General features: G+C 51.8%; 14 protein-coding genes. 7 read left to right on the top strand and 7 right to left on the bottom strand.

Translation table 11 applies throughout. From position 1 onward, the window contains the following. Positions 1–115: 115 nt before the first annotated feature. The 4 genes from rlmB to OO017_RS01605 all read right to left on the bottom strand — a co-directional run bounded on the left by rlmB (position 116) and on the right by OO017_RS01605 (position 5,905). Positions 116–958, bottom strand: coding sequence for a 23S rRNA (guanosine(2251)-2'-O)-methyltransferase RlmB (rlmB, locus tag OO017_RS01620; RefSeq protein ID WP_266050686.1), 843 nt, complete (start codon positions 956–958; stop codon positions 116–118). Further along, positions 931–2,166, bottom strand: a complete 1,236-nt coding sequence (locus tag OO017_RS01615; RefSeq protein ID WP_266050685.1) for a GWxTD domain-containing protein — start codon at positions 2,164–2,166, stop codon at positions 931–933. Before OO017_RS01615 ends, rlmB begins: the two co-directional genes overlap by 28 nt. 95 nt (positions 2,167–2,261) lie before the next feature. Beyond that, positions 2,262–5,213 carry a glycosyltransferase family 117 protein gene (locus OO017_RS01610; protein ID WP_266050684.1) on the bottom strand — a complete coding sequence of 984 codons (2,952 nt, stop codon included), beginning with the start codon at positions 5,211–5,213 and terminating at the stop codon, positions 2,262–2,264. A 122-nt stretch (positions 5,214–5,335) separates the two neighbouring features. Beyond that, entirely contained in the window at positions 5,336–5,905 is a 570-nt protein-coding gene (locus OO017_RS01605) for a T9SS type A sorting domain-containing protein (RefSeq protein ID WP_266050683.1), read from the bottom strand. 526 nt (positions 5,906–6,431) lie between these two features. On the opposite strand from OO017_RS01605, the gene OO017_RS01600 reads away from it, so the two are divergent. Next, positions 6,432–7,964: a T9SS type A sorting domain-containing protein gene (locus tag OO017_RS01600; RefSeq protein WP_266050682.1), complete on the top strand. Its 1,533-nt coding sequence runs from the start codon at positions 6,432–6,434 to the stop codon at positions 7,962–7,964. A gap of 309 nt (positions 7,965–8,273) precedes the next feature. On the opposite strand, the gene OO017_RS01595 is transcribed toward OO017_RS01600, so the two are convergent. Continuing rightward, positions 8,274–9,023: a biotin--[acetyl-CoA-carboxylase] ligase gene (locus OO017_RS01595; protein WP_266050681.1), complete on the bottom strand. Its 750-nt coding sequence runs from the start codon at positions 9,021–9,023 to the stop codon at positions 8,274–8,276. A 51-nt stretch (positions 9,024–9,074) separates the two neighbouring features. Here OO017_RS01595 and rsfS point away from each other — a divergent pair, with 51 nt between their 5' ends. From rsfS to OO017_RS01570, 5 genes are all read left to right on the top strand, one after another. After that, a complete protein-coding gene (rsfS, locus tag OO017_RS01590) occupies positions 9,075–9,449 on the top strand; it encodes a ribosome silencing factor (RefSeq protein WP_266050680.1) in 375 nt (124 codons plus the stop codon). 71 nt (positions 9,450–9,520) lie between these two features. Continuing rightward, the gene (gene ftsH, locus OO017_RS01585; protein WP_266050679.1) at positions 9,521–11,644 is read left to right on the top strand and encodes an ATP-dependent zinc metalloprotease FtsH; all 2,124 of its coding nucleotides are present in this window, start codon (positions 9,521–9,523) and stop codon (positions 11,642–11,644) included. 13 nt (positions 11,645–11,657) lie between these two features. Beyond that, the gene (locus OO017_RS01580; RefSeq protein WP_266050678.1) at positions 11,658–12,311 is read left to right on the top strand and encodes a LutC/YkgG family protein; all 654 of its coding nucleotides are present in this window, start codon (positions 11,658–11,660) and stop codon (positions 12,309–12,311) included. Next, positions 12,295–13,065 carry a UDP-2,3-diacylglucosamine diphosphatase gene (locus OO017_RS01575; protein ID WP_266050676.1) on the top strand — a complete coding sequence of 257 codons (771 nt, stop codon included), beginning with the start codon at positions 12,295–12,297 and terminating at the stop codon, positions 13,063–13,065. The genes OO017_RS01580 and OO017_RS01575 overlap by 17 nt, the downstream gene beginning before the upstream one ends. Beyond that, complete coding sequence (locus OO017_RS01570) at positions 13,055–13,888, top strand: hypothetical protein (protein ID WP_266050675.1); 834 nt, start codon at positions 13,055–13,057, stop codon at positions 13,886–13,888. The genes OO017_RS01575 and OO017_RS01570 overlap by 11 nt, the downstream gene beginning before the upstream one ends. A gap of 2 nt (positions 13,889–13,890) precedes the next feature. Here OO017_RS01570 and OO017_RS01565 read toward each other — a convergent pair whose 3' ends face one another. Beyond that, the gene (locus tag OO017_RS01565) at positions 13,891–14,220 is read right to left on the bottom strand and encodes a DMT family transporter (protein WP_304608396.1); all 330 of its coding nucleotides are present in this window, start codon (positions 14,218–14,220) and stop codon (positions 13,891–13,893) included. A 102-nt stretch (positions 14,221–14,322) separates the two neighbouring features. Then, positions 14,323–15,192, bottom strand: coding sequence for a GNAT family N-acetyltransferase (locus OO017_RS01560; protein ID WP_266050674.1), 870 nt, complete (start codon positions 15,190–15,192; stop codon positions 14,323–14,325). A 184-nt stretch (positions 15,193–15,376) separates the two neighbouring features. On the opposite strand from OO017_RS01560, the gene OO017_RS01555 reads away from it, so the two are divergent. Further along, positions 15,377–16,534 carry a zinc-dependent alcohol dehydrogenase gene (locus tag OO017_RS01555; RefSeq protein ID WP_266050673.1) on the top strand — a complete coding sequence of 386 codons (1,158 nt, stop codon included), beginning with the start codon at positions 15,377–15,379 and terminating at the stop codon, positions 16,532–16,534. The last annotated feature ends 45 nt before the right edge of the window (positions 16,535–16,579 follow it).

Raw genomic sequence — 16,579 nt, 5'->3', positions numbered from 1 at the left:
TGTACTTTGGCAAGTATAAGAAAGGCTATAAACTGGAGGTGATCCGGTTTATAGCCTTTTGTTTTACAGAAAGTATAAACCCATACTTATTGAAGTATGGGTTTATTATACTTTGTTATAATGGCTCCAGCTTGTTTAGGCTGGCGTAGCCACTGTCTTTCAGGCGCTGGCGCATGGCTTCGTAAAGTATGATACCTGTAGCCACTGACACGTTTAGCGAACCGATCTGGCCCATCAGCGGGATGCGCAACTTTACGTCGGCGCGCTTCAGGTACTCCGGCGAGATGCCGTCTTCCTCGCTACCCATTAGTATAGCTGTTGGACCCACCATGTCCACGGCAAAGTCGTTGAGCTGATGCTCGGTTTTCTCGGTACAGGCCACAATCTGAAAGCCGTAGTCCTTCAGGTAATCTATCGTGTCTTTCAGGTTAGGCTCACGGCACACGGGCACGAGGTTAAGCGCACCGGCTGATGTCTTCATGGCATCGGCATTGATCTGCGCACCGCCACGGCTTGGGATCACGATGGCATCCACGCCCATACACTCAGCGTTCCTGGCTATCGAGCCAAAGTTGCGCACATCGGTAATGCGGTCAAGTATAAGCAGCAGCGGATTCTTGCCCTGCTCAAAAAGTGCGGTTACAATTTCTGATAGCGGCTGGTAAGAAATTGGGGAGATCATGGCCACAGCGCCCTGGTGGTTCTTGCGCGTCAGCTTGTTGAGCTTCTCGACAGGTACTGTAACCACAGGCACCTCACGGCCTTTCGCCAGCTTCACGATCTCGTCGGTGGTAGGGTTGCGGGTACCGCGCAGCAGGAATATCTTCTCCAGCTCCTTTCCGGCCGTTAGCGCCTCCAGTATCGGGCGCGAGCCGAAAATCATCTCGCTTTTATCTTCTTTCGGTGTTCGGGGCCCACCGAAGCGGTTGCCTACAAATTTGTCTTTCCTGCTCTCCATTTTGCAACAGAACTGTACCAGCTTTCTTCGTACTCACGGCGCCGTACCAGTTCATAATAATTTTCGGTAAAGTTATTCTCTTTTTTGGTAAAAACGAACTTGATGTAGGGCGAGGTGTCAGACTCGCGGTAAATCCAGGTGATGTTAGGCCCTATCTGGCTCACGCTGCTTGGCCGCCCGTAGATGATGTAAATCATGCCTCTATCTGTTGCCCAACCGGCCTTGTGCGCCGTAAACAGCTTGTTTGCCATCTCCACACGCTTATAATAGGTACGGATAAGCTCCCGTGCCCTGCTCTCATTTCCGCCCACCTCCAGCCAGAACTCATCCACGGCGGCCTTCGGGTCTGCGGCTTTAAAAAGGGCATCCCGCTCTTCTGATGTAGTAAGGTATATGAGCGGCGGAACAAGCTCTTCTGCCCGGGTGATAAGGGGATACTTACCCGACAGCACCACCACGCCCCTCGCAAGGGCTGAGCCGGGATTAAATAAGTATAAACCCTCCTGCTCAAAGCTCAGGGTGTCGGAGGCTGAGAGGGTGTCTGTTTCTGCTACGGCAAGCGTTCGCGCCACCGCAGGTTTCTTCATGCTCATGGGGGGAGCAGCGGGCATAAAGTCCAACTCAAAACGGTCTACCGGTATGGCGCTGTCGGTGTTGGCATAGGTGCGCATCAGCAACCTGTCGGAAGTGGTAATGTAGTCCTGGAGCATCGGTTTGGCCGTGCCCTCCTTCACCAGCAGGTAATTTTTCTGCATCATTCCGCTGCTCAGCGGCACCTTAAACTCCACCCCCATCCGCTCTTGCCCCGACAGCACCTGCCATACCCGCAGGTGCAGTACGTTGGGCTCCTGCACCACATTTCCGGGTAACGACAGTTGCACATGCAGCTCGCCCTCGATGTCGGTTATCTTTCTGTTGGGCAGGTCTATGGAGTCCTGAAGTACAGCAGCATCCCGGCCTGACAGCCCATTCCTTACAGCGTACTCATACGATGAGGCTGCCTGCAGTATGTCCAGCACCTGGCGGACATCCTCAAACTTAAGCAGCAGGTGCAGACTGTCGTTGCTGGCGTAGTAGGCATGCTGCATCACTACCTCAGGCATTTCCCGCTTTACCTGCGCAGGGGCCGGTGTGCTATAGCTACGGTAGTCAGCCTGGCCGCCACAGCCGTACACCACGCAGAGCAGCAACAAATACAAGTACCTCATCTTAAAGCAAGTATAAGTATGATTGAGTGATAAAATAAAACCCGGACTGCCTTTGGGCAACCCGGGTTTTTGTACTGGTAAAAACAGTATTTTGTTTAGCGGCGCATGCGCTGCAGGTACTGTCTGAATTGTTGTTCCAACTGCGTTGCCCTGTCGTCGAGGCCCAACTGCTGGGCCGACCCAATCAACTGCTGCAGGATCACCATGTTCACCTGTATCTCCTGGTCGAACAGGGAGCCTTTGGCAAAATAATAGTCCAGTGCCTTCTGCGACCCCTGGGCCATCAGGTCCAGTAGTTCAGTAGCCTTGTCCATTTCGCCGAGAGCGGCATAAATAGAGATGAACTGCGGCGTGTAGTAATCGTATGGTACCGTCTCCAACGGCAGCACCTTAAAGCTGTGTTCCACTATCTCTTTGGCTCTGGCCTCGTCGCCGGCCTCCAGGTAAGCAGCTGCCAGTGTGGCAAACTTATCCCGGGCATTAGCCGAGAAGCGGTAGTAGTTATCGTCGTAGAAGATGTCCGGGTTATCGAAGTTTCGGAAGGAGAACTTCTTCATCATGTTCTCATACATGACCTCTTTATTCACGTTTCCGGCTTCGTCTTCAGCGGCTTTAACAGGCACCACACGGTAAGCAAGCCCCTCCAACTGGAAGAAGTCTGACAGGCCTATAAAGTCGGCGCTGTTTACGGTAGTGGAGAAGTATACGGGGCGCTCCCAATTGTTCGTGGCCAGCAGGTCGAGCATTACCAGGTGCTTTTTCTCCAGCAATGATTTGGTGATGGTCCACTGCATACGGTCCACAATCTCATCTTCACGGTCCTCTGCCACAAAGTCCATTTGCTTGATCTTCTCTTTATCGATGTTCAGGAAGAAGTTGTGCGTTGGCATGGTCAGTAACGTGGTGCCGGCCCCGTACTGCGCCTGCAGGGCCGGGTGGTTCTGCTTTATCAACCCGATATACTGCTTCAGGTCGATACCGGCAGCTACCTGAGGGCGCTCCATGTATGGCAGGAAATCATTGGTACCCTGGCGGTAGTTCTCCATTCCCAGCGACAGTGGCCACGGGTCAGACTCGTAAGACTGGTCCATCATCTGGTCAATGTACCAGTCGGTGTTCAGGTAACTGAGTACTGCCACGCGCACATCGGTACGGTAGCCTTCCACCTCCTGCGCATACCACAGCGGGAAGGTATCGTTGTCGCCGTTCGTGAAAAGTATGGCATTAGGGGCGCAGGAATCGAGCAGGTTCTTGGCCGAGTCTACAGAGTGGTAGCGGTCGGAGCGGTCGTGGTCGTCCCAGCCTTCCGCAGCCATGATGCCCGGAACCAGCAAACCGATAACGGTTGCCACAGCGGCGCGTGCGGTTGAGTTCTTGAGCGCCTTGCCCAGCAGGTCTGCCAGTCCCATCACGCCCAGGCCAATCCAGATACTGAAGGCATAGAACGAACCGGCAAAAGTATAATCACGCTCACGGGGCTCCACCGGCGGCTGGTTCAGGTACAAGGCAATGGCCATACCTGTAAAGAAGAAGAGCAGGCCGATAACAAAGGCATTCTGCTCATCTTTGCGCACCTGGTAAATTAAACCAAGTATACCTATCAGCAGGGGCAGCAGGTAAAACGTGTTGCGGGCCTCGCTCTCTAGCACGCGCTCCGGCGCATTCGGTTCATTCCCCCCGAACCACAGCACCCCGGCATTCTGCACATCGCTCTCGCGGCCCACGAAGTTCCACAGGAAGTAGCGCCAGTACATAAAGCCCAGCTGATAATTGAGCAGGAAGCTCATGTTCTGGCCGAAAGTCGGTGTCTGGCCCTCGCGCAGGTCTACCCACTTTTTATAAGCATCAACATGCGCCGGCTGATCGCTGTAAATGCGTGGCAGCAGCACTTTGTCTTTAGAATCGTATACCGGCTCAACCTTGTTCCCGGCAACAATGTACTTGTCCTCGCCTTTTACATAGCGTGGAGCACCTTCCTCCTGCCCAACGGGCTGGGCGTTGTACTGTGGGCCGAACAGCAACGGACGGTCGCCGTACTGTTCACGCTTCAGGTATGATACGAATGTCAGGATATCGTCCGGGTCGTTCTCGTCGATCGTTGGCTCGTAAGAAGAGCGGATCGGGATCATCATGTAAGAGGAATAGCCGATCAACACAAAAACCAGGCTGAGCAGGGCCGTGTTCAGCACACGGTTGCTATGCTGGATGGAGTAACGGATACCGAATACCAACGCCCCCACAAACAGCACCAGAAATACGATGATGCCCGAGCTGAACGGCAGGCCAAGCGAGTTCACGAAGAACACCTCAAAGCTGCCCGCCACGGACGGCAAGCCCGGGATAACTCCCCAAAGTATGGCCACCACAATTACGGCACTGATGGCAAAGGCGATCACGCCGCCCCAGAAATTCGGTTTATAAAGACGGAAATAGTAAAGAAAAGCCAGCGCCGGAATGGTTACCAGGTTCAGCAGGTGAGCGCCAATGGAAAGACCCACCAGGTAAGCGATAAGTATAAGCCACTTATCGGAGTGCGCCTGCCCAACCTTTGCCTCCCAGCGCAGCATGGCCCAGAAAACAATAGCCGTAAAGAACGATGACATGGCATAAACCTCTGCCTCTACCGCCGAGAACCAGGCTGAGTCGGAGAAAGTATAAGCCAGCGCGCCAACTGCACCGCTACCCATAATCAGCCATACATTGCCTTTGGTTGGCTCAGCACCCTCCTTTATCAACAGCTTGCGTGCAAGTATGGTGATGGTCCAGAAAAGGAAAAGCACGGTAAATGAGCTAGCCAAAGCCGAAAGCAGGTTCACCCACCAGGCCACCTGGGTTACATCGGAGGCAAACATCGAGAACAGCCTGCCCATCAAAAGGTAAAAAGGAGCCCCCGGCGGGTGTGGCACCAGCAGCTTATAAGAGCAGGCGATAAACTCACCGGCATCCCAATAACTGGCAGTTGGCTCAAGGGTTAGCACATAAACGGCTGTCGCGATCAGGAACACGACCCAGCCCACAAGGTTATTTATCTTCCGATAATCCGTCATAGCTTTAATTGATTCAGCCCCGAAAATAATAAATTAATGTAAAGTGGCTGGCTATTTTTAAATTTCACAATGAAAAAGCCGGCTTATTGGCCGGCTTTCTATACTTCAATCAATTCAGATCTTTACTTCTGAAGCACAAGTCTCTTTGTCTCGACAGTTTTGCCGTTTACCAGCAGACTGTAGAAGTACACGCCGGAAGGCAGGCTTGTCATATCCAGTTTTATCTCGGCTCTCTCGGCCGGAGCCACCTCCTGCACTGTCAGCACCTTGCCTATAGTGTTAGAGATTCTGATCTTATAGTTGTTGTTGCCAGGCAGGTTTAACGCCAGGCTGGTATATCCGCGCGACGGGTTAGGGTACGCGTTGATAGAAGGCAGCGAAGACTTAAGGTCGTTGCCTGGGGCAAAGGCAGCCAGCGTAATGTTGGCATACATGCTTTTTGTCTGCTTCTTCTCCACCACATGGAACACCTGGCTAACCGCCGATGCATATATCTTGGAGCAGGTGTGGTCCTCCTTGGTCACAAAGTCCGGGCGGGCGTTGTTAGCCGACAAAGGCAACTGCGCCACCTTGTCCGGCATCAGTTTCCAGAGCGTGTTTCCGCCTTTATAGGTTGGCCCTACCCCGGCAAAACTTACCAGGTGCGCACTTATAAGCGTGGTTACTAATATCAGTCTTGTAAAAATTCTCATACACTTCAGGAGTCTTGATGTTATAGTATGTTGCACTACACTTTCGACTTTTCAAACCAAAGATAGTCTAAAAAGCCATATCTGTAAATTAAATTTTTAAAATATTTGGCAATCAGGCCAATATCCCCCGACCCGCCTTCTTCTTCAGCATCTTCCTCAAAAAGCATTCCTCTTTTGACTCTACACGGCACTGGTTGCACACTTTCCGGCCCTGTTGCGCTATGCCGGCCAAACCAAGACAAATTAAAATTATGACTTTTCTAACAACACTCTCTTTAAATAATAAACAATTAATATATACCACTTTATATATAATACAATTGCAAACACTTTTTCACCTGCAAACACCACTTAATATAACATGCAATATCAAATCACTTACACCACAATAACCTCCTTTTACATTTAAAATTAATATTACATTCTAAAATTCATACAATAAAATAGTGCAACTACATTTATACACCTCCGTTAAACAAAATACAATACACAATTGCATTTTACATTACTATAAACTACGACTAACATGAAACGACATATACTCTTTATTGTCCTCATTATTTTCGCATCTACAACCTGGGCACAGGCCCAGCGGCCAGAACCAACCGGTGGCTGCGTACAAGAATCTGAAACAGAATGCTATACCTTTGAATACTTCGGGGCCATGCAACTGGAGGAAGACCTGATGCAGGTACAGTTCGGGCTGCAGGTAAACTGCGACGAACTGGCCTACATTGCCTTTGAGCTACCGGAAGGGTCTGAGGCAGCCGGGCCGGCCAGCATCTACCACGAAAATGCCACAGACTACATCGTACGAAACGGCGAAGCCAGCGAGCAGGGCCCAAACGAGGTAGAAACCGCCTTTAACGCCATCCAGTTTAACGCCAAGCAAAACTACTCCCTCTCAGGCGGCGCCATCGATACCTTCACCTTTAACCTGACAATGGCGGACTTTGAGGCACTCTCTACCATGCGTGTACGCGCCACGCTGCGCGAAATGGCTCAGGGAAACAGAGAGGTTATCACACAAAGTGAGCAAGTGGTGTTTGACCTGAACGCCTGCAGCCCGTTAACCGGCCCGGGCGCCTGTGTTGTGGAGCGCGACGCAGCCAACTTTGCCTTTGCGGGCGCTACTGACAACGGTGACGGAACCACGACCGTGAACCTGATGATACAAAACCTTGCCGAAGCCGATGTGAGCAGCGTGACGGTACAAACAGAGGCGACAACAGATGAAATTGGTGTGGCCGGCCTCACAAACGGCGATGTTTACTCGACACAGCGCTACCATTACAAAGTAGTTGTGAACCAGGACGAGGACCTGATCACGTTTGAGGCACAGAACACCAACGGCTATGCCAGCGGCGCCTCCGACATCTTCTCCATTGTGGTGCCTACCGATATGTATGAACTGGCGCCATACTTCCTGATGACCGTTACCGCCGGAGAATCTTTTGAGACCGCTGGTTTGAACACGATCAGTTGCGAGGATGAGCCCATCACCCCACTACCGGTAGAACTGATGTCTTTTGAAGGCAAGGCTACCCAGAGCGGCATCGCGTTGGAGTGGAGCACAGCATCGGAGGATAATAATGAGCGTTTTGAGGTAGAGCGCAGCCAGGACGGCAAGAGCTTTGCCAAAATTGCAGAAGTGGCGGGCGCAGGCAACTCCGCAACAACGTTAAACTATAGCTACACGGACAAAACAGCCGGCGCAGGCTTGCACTATTACCGCCTGAAGCAAGTGGACTTTGACGGCCAGTTTGAATACAGCAAGGTAGTAGCCGTTGAGAACAGGGCAGCCGCGGCCAACGCAAGTATGGAAGTATACCCTAACCCAGCCACAACCAACTATGTGCACGTAGCCCTGCAAAGCCAGAGCAGTGCCCAACTGAAGATAATGGACAGAAACGGGCGCACCGTTTACACACAGGACATTGCCCCAGGCGCCCAGGAGATACAACTTAGCATAGCTGACCTCAACATTCCGAAGGGTTTATACTATGTGCACATGCAGGATGCTACCGAGCGTCAGGTTCAAAAGCTGATAGTCCAGTAACCCAAGTATAAAAAACCATTGAAAAACCGGGAGAGCACCTTTCTTCCGGTTTTTCTTTTGTGGCTTGCTGGCGATTTTATACTTGTAAACCTCAATTTTTATGGTGACACCCCAACCAGCAGATATTGCTTTATCAGAAAATGCAAGGTTAGCAAAGCTGAAGCAGACCTTTAGCTTGCCTTGTACTTAGGGGTTATAATTTATACTTGCTGCGCTCAACTGCCGGGGCATAAAACCTCAGGAATCTAAAACTGAGCATGAACAGCAGCAGCGGTAAAACAAAGTACAGATAATGCGGCCTGAACCAGCTTAAATCACATGCGCAATCTCTTTAAAATCAAAATAACGCAGCTCATTCGCTATCTCCACCGCTAGCCGGCCAGCCTCATCAACGCCTAAAATCTGCCCCTGCACTTGCTGCTGCCCAACTTTAAACGGATGCACTTCCTGGTAACGGTACAGCCCCTGCAGGTACTCATACTTCAGGCGGGCGGTGTGGCCGTTGCGCAACTGCAGGTAGCGCTTCTCGAGTAATTCCAACAGGCGAAGCGTCACTTTCTGAAGATCAAAAGTGTGGCCGCATACGTTAGCCATGGAGGTAGCCGTTGGAGTTGCAAAGCGTAACTGGTTCACATTTAAACCAATCCCGACAATACTATGTTGTAAAGAGTGACTATTAATCGTGTTTTCTATCAGAATCCCGCCAAGTTTCTTATCTTCAAAGAATAAATCGTTGGGCCATTTTACCTGGGCCTGCTCTAAGCCTTGTTCGCGCAGCAGGTCGAGCACAGCCAGCGACACGGCCATGTTAAGGTAAAACTGCTGGCGCACGGCCAGAAACGAGGGCGACAAAATAACCGAAAGGGTGATATTCTGCCCGGGCTCCGCCTCCCAGGAGTTACCCCGTTGCCCACGCCCCTGCGTTTGCCGGTGCGTGATGACGGTGCAGCCCTCTGTGGCTTCATTTTTGATAAGAAGCTGTTGGGCCTCTGAGTTAGTAGAGGCACACGCTGCGATAAAAAGCAGCTGTTGGCCCATAAACAGCGTATTAGGCGACATATAATTACGCGAGAATTTAATACTTTTGTACATCAAATTTAAAGAGCGCAAATGAAAGAAACCAAGGTTGAGGCTACTTCCGACATATTGGCAGAGCTAGTAGTGAAGGGCATGCAGGAGAGAAAAGCTTCCGATATAGTTGTGATGAACCTTAAATCACTTAAAAACGCTGTATCAGATTACTTCGTAATAGCATCCGCAAGCTCCGACACACAACTAGACGCCATCGCCTCTTCTATAGAGGAGGAAGTGCACAAAGCAATTGGCCAGAACCCGTGGCAAACAGAAGGCCGCATCAACAAAGAGTGGGTGCTGCTGGACTATGTGGACGTAGTTGCACATGTTTTCCTGAAAGACAAGCGTGAATTCTATGCCTTGGAGGAGCTATGGGGCGACGCCAAGATACAGCACGTGGAATCTGTCTAACACCAGGGGGCCAGCACTAAACTTTTGGTGCCAGCCCCTTGTTTTCCATACAATCGACATTTAAACTATCAATGGCAGAAAAAAATAATAAAGGCAACAACAAGAAGAAAAAGCCGATCATCCCGAACACGCCACCGCGCCCTACCATGCAGCTGTGGATGCTGGCCATACTGATCCTGCTTATTTTCGGATTGACCTACCTGAACAAGAGCAACTCCTCTGTAGAAACTACCCAACAGGAGTTTGAGGAGATGCTGCTGAGCGGAGACGTTGACAGGCTCACCCTGGTTAACGGCAAAACCGTGGAGGTATACCTCGAGAAGGAGGCCCTCCAAAACGAAAAGTATAAAACTGAGCTGAACGACCGTGGCCTCATCACCGTGAGCGAGGGCCCGCATTACCATTTCCAGGTAATTTCGGCGGAGTCGTTTAAGGAAGACCTGGATAAACTGCAGGCTGAAGTGCCGCGTGAGCAGCAGGTACCGCTAAGCCCGGAGACCAGAACCGGCTTTGCCGACTTCTTCTTCCAGTGGGGCTTCCTGATCCTGCTGCTGTTTGGCTTCTGGTTCCTGATGCGCCGCGTAACGTCCGGCGGTACGGGTGGCCAGATCTTTAACATCGGTAAATCCAAAGCTGCCCTTTTCGATGCAGAGAACAAGGTTAAGATCACGTTTAAGGATGTGGCCGGCCTGGAGGAGGCAAAAGAAGAGGTGCAGGAGATTGTTGAGTTCCTGAAAAACCCATCTAAATTCACTGTACTCGGTGGCAAGATTCCAAAAGGCGCATTGCTCGTAGGCCCTCCGGGCACCGGTAAAACATTGCTAGCCAAAGCTGTAGCCGGCGAGGCCGACGTACCTTTCTTCTCCCTTTCAGGCTCCGACTTTGTGGAGATGTTTGTGGGTGTGGGTGCCGCCCGAGTGCGCGACCTGTTTAAGCAGGCTAAAGCCAAAGCCCCGTGTATCATCTTTATTGATGAGATTGATGCGATTGGCCGCCACCGTAGCCGTGGCTCCACGCCAGGCGGAAACGATGAGCGCGAGAACACCCTGAACTCCCTGTTGGTGGAGATGGACGGTTTTGCAACGGACTCAGGTGTAATCATACTTGCAGCCACTAACCGCCCCGATACCCTGGACTCTGCCCTGCTTCGCCCTGGCCGTTTTGACCGCCAGATCAGCATAGACAAGCCAGACATTAACGGACGTACCGAAATCTTTAAAGTGCACCTTGGCCCGCTTACCCTGGCGCCCGATGTGGATGCGAAGAAGCTGGCTGCCCAGACACCTGGCTTTGCCGGTGCCGAGATAGCCAACGTGTGTAACGAGGCTGCCCTGATTGCGGCCCGCCGTAATAAGAAAGCGGTAGACCAGCAGGACTTCAACGACGCGGTGGACCGTGTAATTGGTGGACTTGAGAAGAAGAACAAGATTATCTCTCCCGAGGAGAAAAAGATTGTGGCTTACCACGAGGCCGGTCACGCCATAGCAGGCTGGTTCCTGGAGCACGCCGATCCTTTGGTGAAGGTAAGTATAGTACCGCGTGGTGTAGCTGCATTAGGCTATGCGCAGTACCTCCCGAAAGAGCAGTTCCTGTATACTACCGAGCAGCTGATCGACGAGATGTGTATGGCCCTTGGTGGCCGTGCCGCCGAGGAACTGGTGTTTGGTAAGATCTCTACCGGTGCCCTGAGCGACCTGGAGCGTATCACCAAAATGGCCTACAGCATTGTGACGATGTATGGTATGAACGATAAGATAGGTAACGTATCGTTCTACGACTCAAAGCAGACGGACATGGCCTTTAACAAGCCATACTCTGAGGCTACAGCCGAGACCATAGATGAAGAGGTGCGTAAAATAATTGACGCTGCCTACCAGCGCACAAAAGAACTGCTTAGATCCAAAGGCCATGAGCTGGAAATCGTGGCGCAGGAGCTTCTGGAGAAAGAGATCCTGTTCCAGAATGACCTGGAGCGCTTGGTTGGCCCACGTCCGTTTGACGCCCTGACAACTTACCAGGCACACACAACCGGCACCGACCGCAGCGAAACTAAAAGCGAGGTGGAGCAGAAGCACCCGGTAGAGTTGGGCCAGACACAGCACCCTGAGCAGGAAGAAGGCAACGTACCCGGCACACCGCTGGATAACGGCAGCTCCCGCACAGAACAAGACAATGTAAATTCGAGAACAGCTTGATTATTACACAGGCATGTACGAAGCAAAATCAAAAGAAATAGTTTTAAGAAGAGTAAGAGAGGCGCTGGCTAAGTCGGCGCCTTTTCTGCCTCCTACCCCGGACTTCTCCTCACCGCTGCACTCCCCGGTACCAGTCGAGGATATGTCAATAGTGTTTGCGGAGAACTTCATCAAAAACGCAGGCGTGTTCGTGTATTGCGAGAACGAAGAAGACTTCTTCGACCAGCTTTACGTGTACAAGAAGGAGCAAAACCTGCAGCACTTGTGTGTGTGGGAGTCTAACCTCCAAAACGTCATCCACCAGGCAGGCATTGAGTTTGTCTCGGACGAGGAGAACTTTGTGCAAGGTGTAGAGGCAGCCCTGACTACTTGCGAGGCTTTGATTACCCGCACCGGAAGCATCTTGGTAAGTTCAGCCAACGCCGGTGGCCGCCGGCTGAGCATTTACCCGGAAAACCACCTGGTAGTGGCCAAAGCCAGCCAGCTGGTAGCTGATGTTAAAGATGGCCTCCAGCGTGTGCGCGACAAGTATAAAGAGAATTTCCCGTCGATGGTATCGATGGTGAGTGGCCCGAGCCGCACCGCCGATATCGAGAAAACACTGGTAATGGGTGCGCATGGCCCCAAACAGCTAGTTTTATTCCTGATTGATGACCTTCCGCATTAACGAGTTAGCGCCAGGCAAAAAAGTATACTTCGCTTCCGACTTTCATTTAGGCGTGCCCGATGCTGAAACCAGCCTGGAGCGCGAGAAAAAGATTGTGCGGTGGCTGGAGATGGTACAGAAAGATGCCGCTGCCATACTTTTGCTAGGCGATATCTTTGACTTCTGGTTTGAGTATAAGCATGCCATACCCAAAGGGTACGTGCGCCTGCAGGGCAAGCTGGCAGAGCTGACGGATTCGGGTTTACCTGTCCTTTTTTTCACGGGGAACCACGATATGTGGATGTTCGATTACTTCCCGAAAGAGCTGAACATCCCCATCATCCGGAAGCCTATTTCCACGAACATCGGCGATAAGACCTTCTACATTGGCCACGGCGATGGCCTCGGGCCCGGCGACCATACTTACAAGGTGCTGAAAAAGGTGTTCGACAATAAAATGTGCCAGTGGCTTTTTGCCCGCATCCACCCGAACACTGGCATCGGTATTGCTAACATGTGGTCCAGGAGGAGCCGTATCAGCAACGTGAAGAAGGACGAGGAGTTTTTTGGGGAACGGGAGTGGCTGGTGCAGTATAGCCAGGAGGTAGAGCAGCAGCAACACCACGATTACTATGTATTCGGCCACCGTCACCTGCCCCTGGAGATGCCTATCGGTGAGAAAGCCCAATATGTGAACCTCGGTGAATGGGTTAACTTTTATACTTATGGTGTGTATGACGGCGAGAAACTGGAACTGAAAACCTTTGAAGGCTAGGCAATCCATACTTATACTTTGGCTGGTGCTGCTGGCACCGCTTTTGGCGCAGGCGCAGGACACGCTGCAGGCGCCGGTGCTTACCTATAGCCATAGTATAGCCATCAGTTCCCCTAGCGCTATCTCTCAAGACCGCAACGGCTACATTTATTTGCTGGATGAGCGGCTAAACTTGCTGCGCCTGAACCCGCTTGGGCAACCAGTTGATACCTACTCCCCCCCTGCCCGCGGCCGCATTAGCAGCTTGCATGCCTGGAACCCCATGAAGATCGTGCTGTTTTACGAGGGCAGCCAGGAACTTGTGTTGCTGGACCGTTTTCTCCGCCCCATCAGCTCCACCGACTTGCTGGACCTGCAGTATGAGGGCACGGCCAAAGCAGCAGCCCCGGCCGCAGACCAAGGCTATTGGCTCTTCGACGAGACGAGCCTCACGCTCAGCAAGCTGAACCCGGCCATGCGGCAGATTACCGTGGAAACACCCCTGAACCTGCTGCTGAACCGCGAGGAGTTTGACGTGCGACAGCTGCGCGAGTACCAGAACCTGGTATACCTGCTCGACTTTAACAGCGGCATACTGGTGTTCGATAACCTGGGCAACTACAAAAAGAAACTGCCCTATACCGGGCTGCAGCACCTCGGCTTTCGCAACAATGCGTTATACTTTGTGAAAGACGGCAAGCTTTACTTCTACGACTTGTATACGCAGAAAGAGCGCGTGCTGGAGCTGCCTCAGCAGAAAAAATATGTGTCGGCACTAGTGGGCGGGAAGCACCTTTACCTTTTCACTACAGATGCAGTAGAAGTATACTTGCTGGCAGAGTAGAGCTACTCTGATCCGGAGAAAACCTTCAGTCCAACAACACCCGCTACAATCAGCAGAATACAAAGGATGCGGATCAGGTCGCGGGGCTCGTTCAGGAAAACAATGCCCAGTATGGCTGTGCCAGCGGCGCCTATCCCCGTCCAGATGGCATAGGCCGTTCCAAGCGGCAATGTTTTCATAGCCTGCGAGAGCAGCACGAAACTCAGGATCATCACGATAACGGTTATCACGCTCACGCCCAGCTTTGTAAATCCCTCGCTATACTTTAACCCAAAAGCCCAGCCAATTTCGCATATACCAGCCAGGATCAGGTAAAACCACGCCATATTCATACTTCAGTTGATTAATTTAAAGCAGCAAAGATACAGATTAAACCTGCCGGTGCACAGTATCCAGTAGCCCCCGATAGAAGTTCTAGCAGCCCGATTTATACTTTATGCTATCGGCATCAGCATCTCGTACTGTTTTAAAATCAGCCTAAAGTGGCGCCTTTGCATAAATGAGAGCATCGTTTGTGCAGTATCCTCAATGTTGATGAACATGATAGAAGGTGCCTCCACCAATTTTCCGGCCTCACGGAGCAAGGCCGTACCTATGCCCTGGCCTCGCCACTGCTCATCTACTGCCAGTTGTGCCACGGCTCCATTCTTACGGAAAAAGGAAATATAGCCCACTATCTCCTGGTGCTTATTCCGCGCTTCTAATGTCTGGCTTTGTCCTGCACTCCTCCTAATCGAGTCGATGTTGTTCTGCCAGGTTGGCTCCACATCCCATAGGCAGCGGTAGGTCTTCCAGTCGGGCTGCCCAGTCGGGGAAATAGTAATCTGCTCCGGCTCCTCTACCAGCAGCAGCAACTCCTGTTTAAGAGCCCTGAAGCAGTGAAGGGAGCGGGTAATGTGCAGGCCTATACTTTGATAAGCCCTGAGAGCGGGTGTGTTGTCCTGTATCACCTCCAGCAGGCACTGCTCTATGCCGCTCTCGCGCAGCTTTGGCACCAGAAACGCATACATCTTCTGTGTGAGGCCGTAGCCTCTGTACGTTGGCACAACTCCCGTACCTGCATTGTAGGCTGTGGGCCTGCGCTGCCACTCTCCTAAGCCGCTAAGTATAAACCCGACCATTTCCTCGCCCACAAATGCCCCCACACTAAAGCTGGGCTCAATCCCCTCCCGCTCAACTTTATCCTTTAGCTGCTCCTCGCTCAGTTGCACGGGTACCACGTAGTCGGCAAAGGCTTTAAGGAAAGTTTCGCGTAGCTGCGGCAGGTCTTTATGGGTAAGGAAGGAGAAGCGGAAGTCGGGCATGGTTAGGTGGTTTGGTTTAAGATTTCTGTACGGCAAATTTATACTTTTTACTACAGCATATCCGCACAGCCGCACATCTGCCCACCCCGCCTATAACTACTTAACTGATACACCGTTAAAACATCTATTCAGATAAATGGCCGGTATGTGTGCCGGCCTCGCACTAAAACAAAATTAAGAAGCTATGAAAGCATTAGTATTTCACAAAATCAATGATGTTAGCGTTGAAACCGTTGATGACCCTAAAATAGAGGACCCTCGCGACGCCATTATACGGGTTACCTCCACCGCCATTTGCGGCTCTGACCTGCACATACTGGACGGCTTTGTGCCACAGATGAAGGACATGGTGCTGGGTCACGAGTTTATGGGTATAGTTGAGGAAGTAGGCCCTGCCGTAAAGAACCTGAAGCGCGGCGACCGTGTGGTGGTTCCCTTCCCGATTGCCTGCGGCCAATGCTACTTCTGTACGCACAAGTGGCCCACCCAGTGCGAAAACTCAAACTCTAACTATGGCCCCGATGGCGGTTTTCTGACGGAGAAGGGAGCCGCCCTTTTTGGCTACACGGATCTGTACGGGGGCTACCAGGGAGGCCAGGCAGAGTATGTGCGGGTACCGTTTGCAGATTATGGACCACGCGTGGTTCCGGACAACCTAACCGATGAACAGGTACTTTTCCTGACCGATATTTTTCCGACTGGATGGGCCGCTGCCGACTGGGGTAACATTAGCGGCGGTGAGACAGTAGCGATCTTTGGGGCTGGCCCGGTAGGTATAATGGCGGCTAAATCGGCATGGTTAAGAGGCGCGGCCAGAGTCATCAACATTGATTTACAGCAGTACCGCCTGGACATGGTCAAAAAGTCAGCCAACTCAGAAACCATACTTTGGGAGAACGAGGACCAGGTAGTGCAGATGATCCGTGACATGTCAGAAGGGCGCGGTGCTGACGTTTGCATTGATGCCGTGGGCATGGAGGCAGACCGGAGTATACTTGAAAAGGCAAAAGCGGTCATCAACGTAGAAAAAGGTACGGCCAAGGTATTGGAAACATGCCTCAGAGCAACCCGTAGAGGCGGTATTGTGAGCGTGGTGGGCGTATACGGCTCCACCTTCGATAACTTCCCAATCTACAGGTGGTTCGATAAGGGCGTGACGCTGAAAGGAACCCAGGCCCCCGTGCAGGTCTACATTGATCACCTGCTACAGTTGGTGCAGGAAGGCAAAGTAGTGCTGGATGACATCATCACGCACACGTTGCCCCTCAGCCAGGCTGCCCACGGGTATGAGATCTTTAAAAAGAAGGAAGATAACTGCGTGAAAGTGGTGCTGAAGCCGTAGTTAAGATTAAAAACTCAAATTTATGCAGGAGCATGCCACAAGCAT

Source organism: Pontibacter anaerobius (genome assembly GCF_026241195.1).
GTDB lineage: Bacteria > Bacteroidota > Bacteroidia > Cytophagales > Hymenobacteraceae > Pontibacter > Pontibacter anaerobius.
Note: the sequence above shows the minus strand (reverse complement) of the source record. Positions and strands in the feature narration are given on the sequence as shown.

Bases quoted from the DNA above. Each gene is read 5' to 3' on its own strand.
- ftsH (WP_266050679.1), top strand. From the start codon at position 9,521: ATGGCAGAAAAAAATAATAAAGGCAACAACAAGAAGAAAAAGCCGATC.
- OO017_RS01565 (WP_304608396.1), bottom strand. From the start codon at position 14,220: ATGAATATGGCGTGGTTTTACCTGATCCTGGCTGGTATATGCGAAATT.
- OO017_RS01605 (WP_266050683.1), bottom strand. From the start codon at position 5,905: ATGAGAATTTTTACAAGACTGATATTAGTAACCACGCTTATAAGTGCG.
- OO017_RS01610 (WP_266050684.1), bottom strand. From the start codon at position 5,213: ATGACGGATTATCGGAAGATAAATAACCTTGTGGGCTGGGTCGTGTTC.
- OO017_RS01595 (WP_266050681.1), bottom strand. From the start codon at position 9,023: ATGTCGCCTAATACGCTGTTTATGGGCCAACAGCTGCTTTTTATCGCA.
- OO017_RS01555 (WP_266050673.1), top strand. From the start codon at position 15,377: ATGAAAGCATTAGTATTTCACAAAATCAATGATGTTAGCGTTGAAACC.
- OO017_RS01560 (WP_266050674.1), bottom strand. From the start codon at position 15,192: ATGCCCGACTTCCGCTTCTCCTTCCTTACCCATAAAGACCTGCCGCAG.
- OO017_RS01575 (WP_266050676.1), top strand. From the start codon at position 12,295: ATGACCTTCCGCATTAACGAGTTAGCGCCAGGCAAAAAAGTATACTTC.
- OO017_RS01615 (WP_266050685.1), bottom strand. From the start codon at position 2,166: ATGAGGTACTTGTATTTGTTGCTGCTCTGCGTGGTGTACGGCTGTGGC.
- OO017_RS01600 (WP_266050682.1), top strand. From the start codon at position 6,432: ATGAAACGACATATACTCTTTATTGTCCTCATTATTTTCGCATCTACA.
- rlmB (WP_266050686.1), bottom strand. From the start codon at position 958: ATGGAGAGCAGGAAAGACAAATTTGTAGGCAACCGCTTCGGTGGGCCC.
- rsfS (WP_266050680.1), top strand. From the start codon at position 9,075: ATGAAAGAAACCAAGGTTGAGGCTACTTCCGACATATTGGCAGAGCTA.
- OO017_RS01580 (WP_266050678.1), top strand. From the start codon at position 11,658: ATGTACGAAGCAAAATCAAAAGAAATAGTTTTAAGAAGAGTAAGAGAG.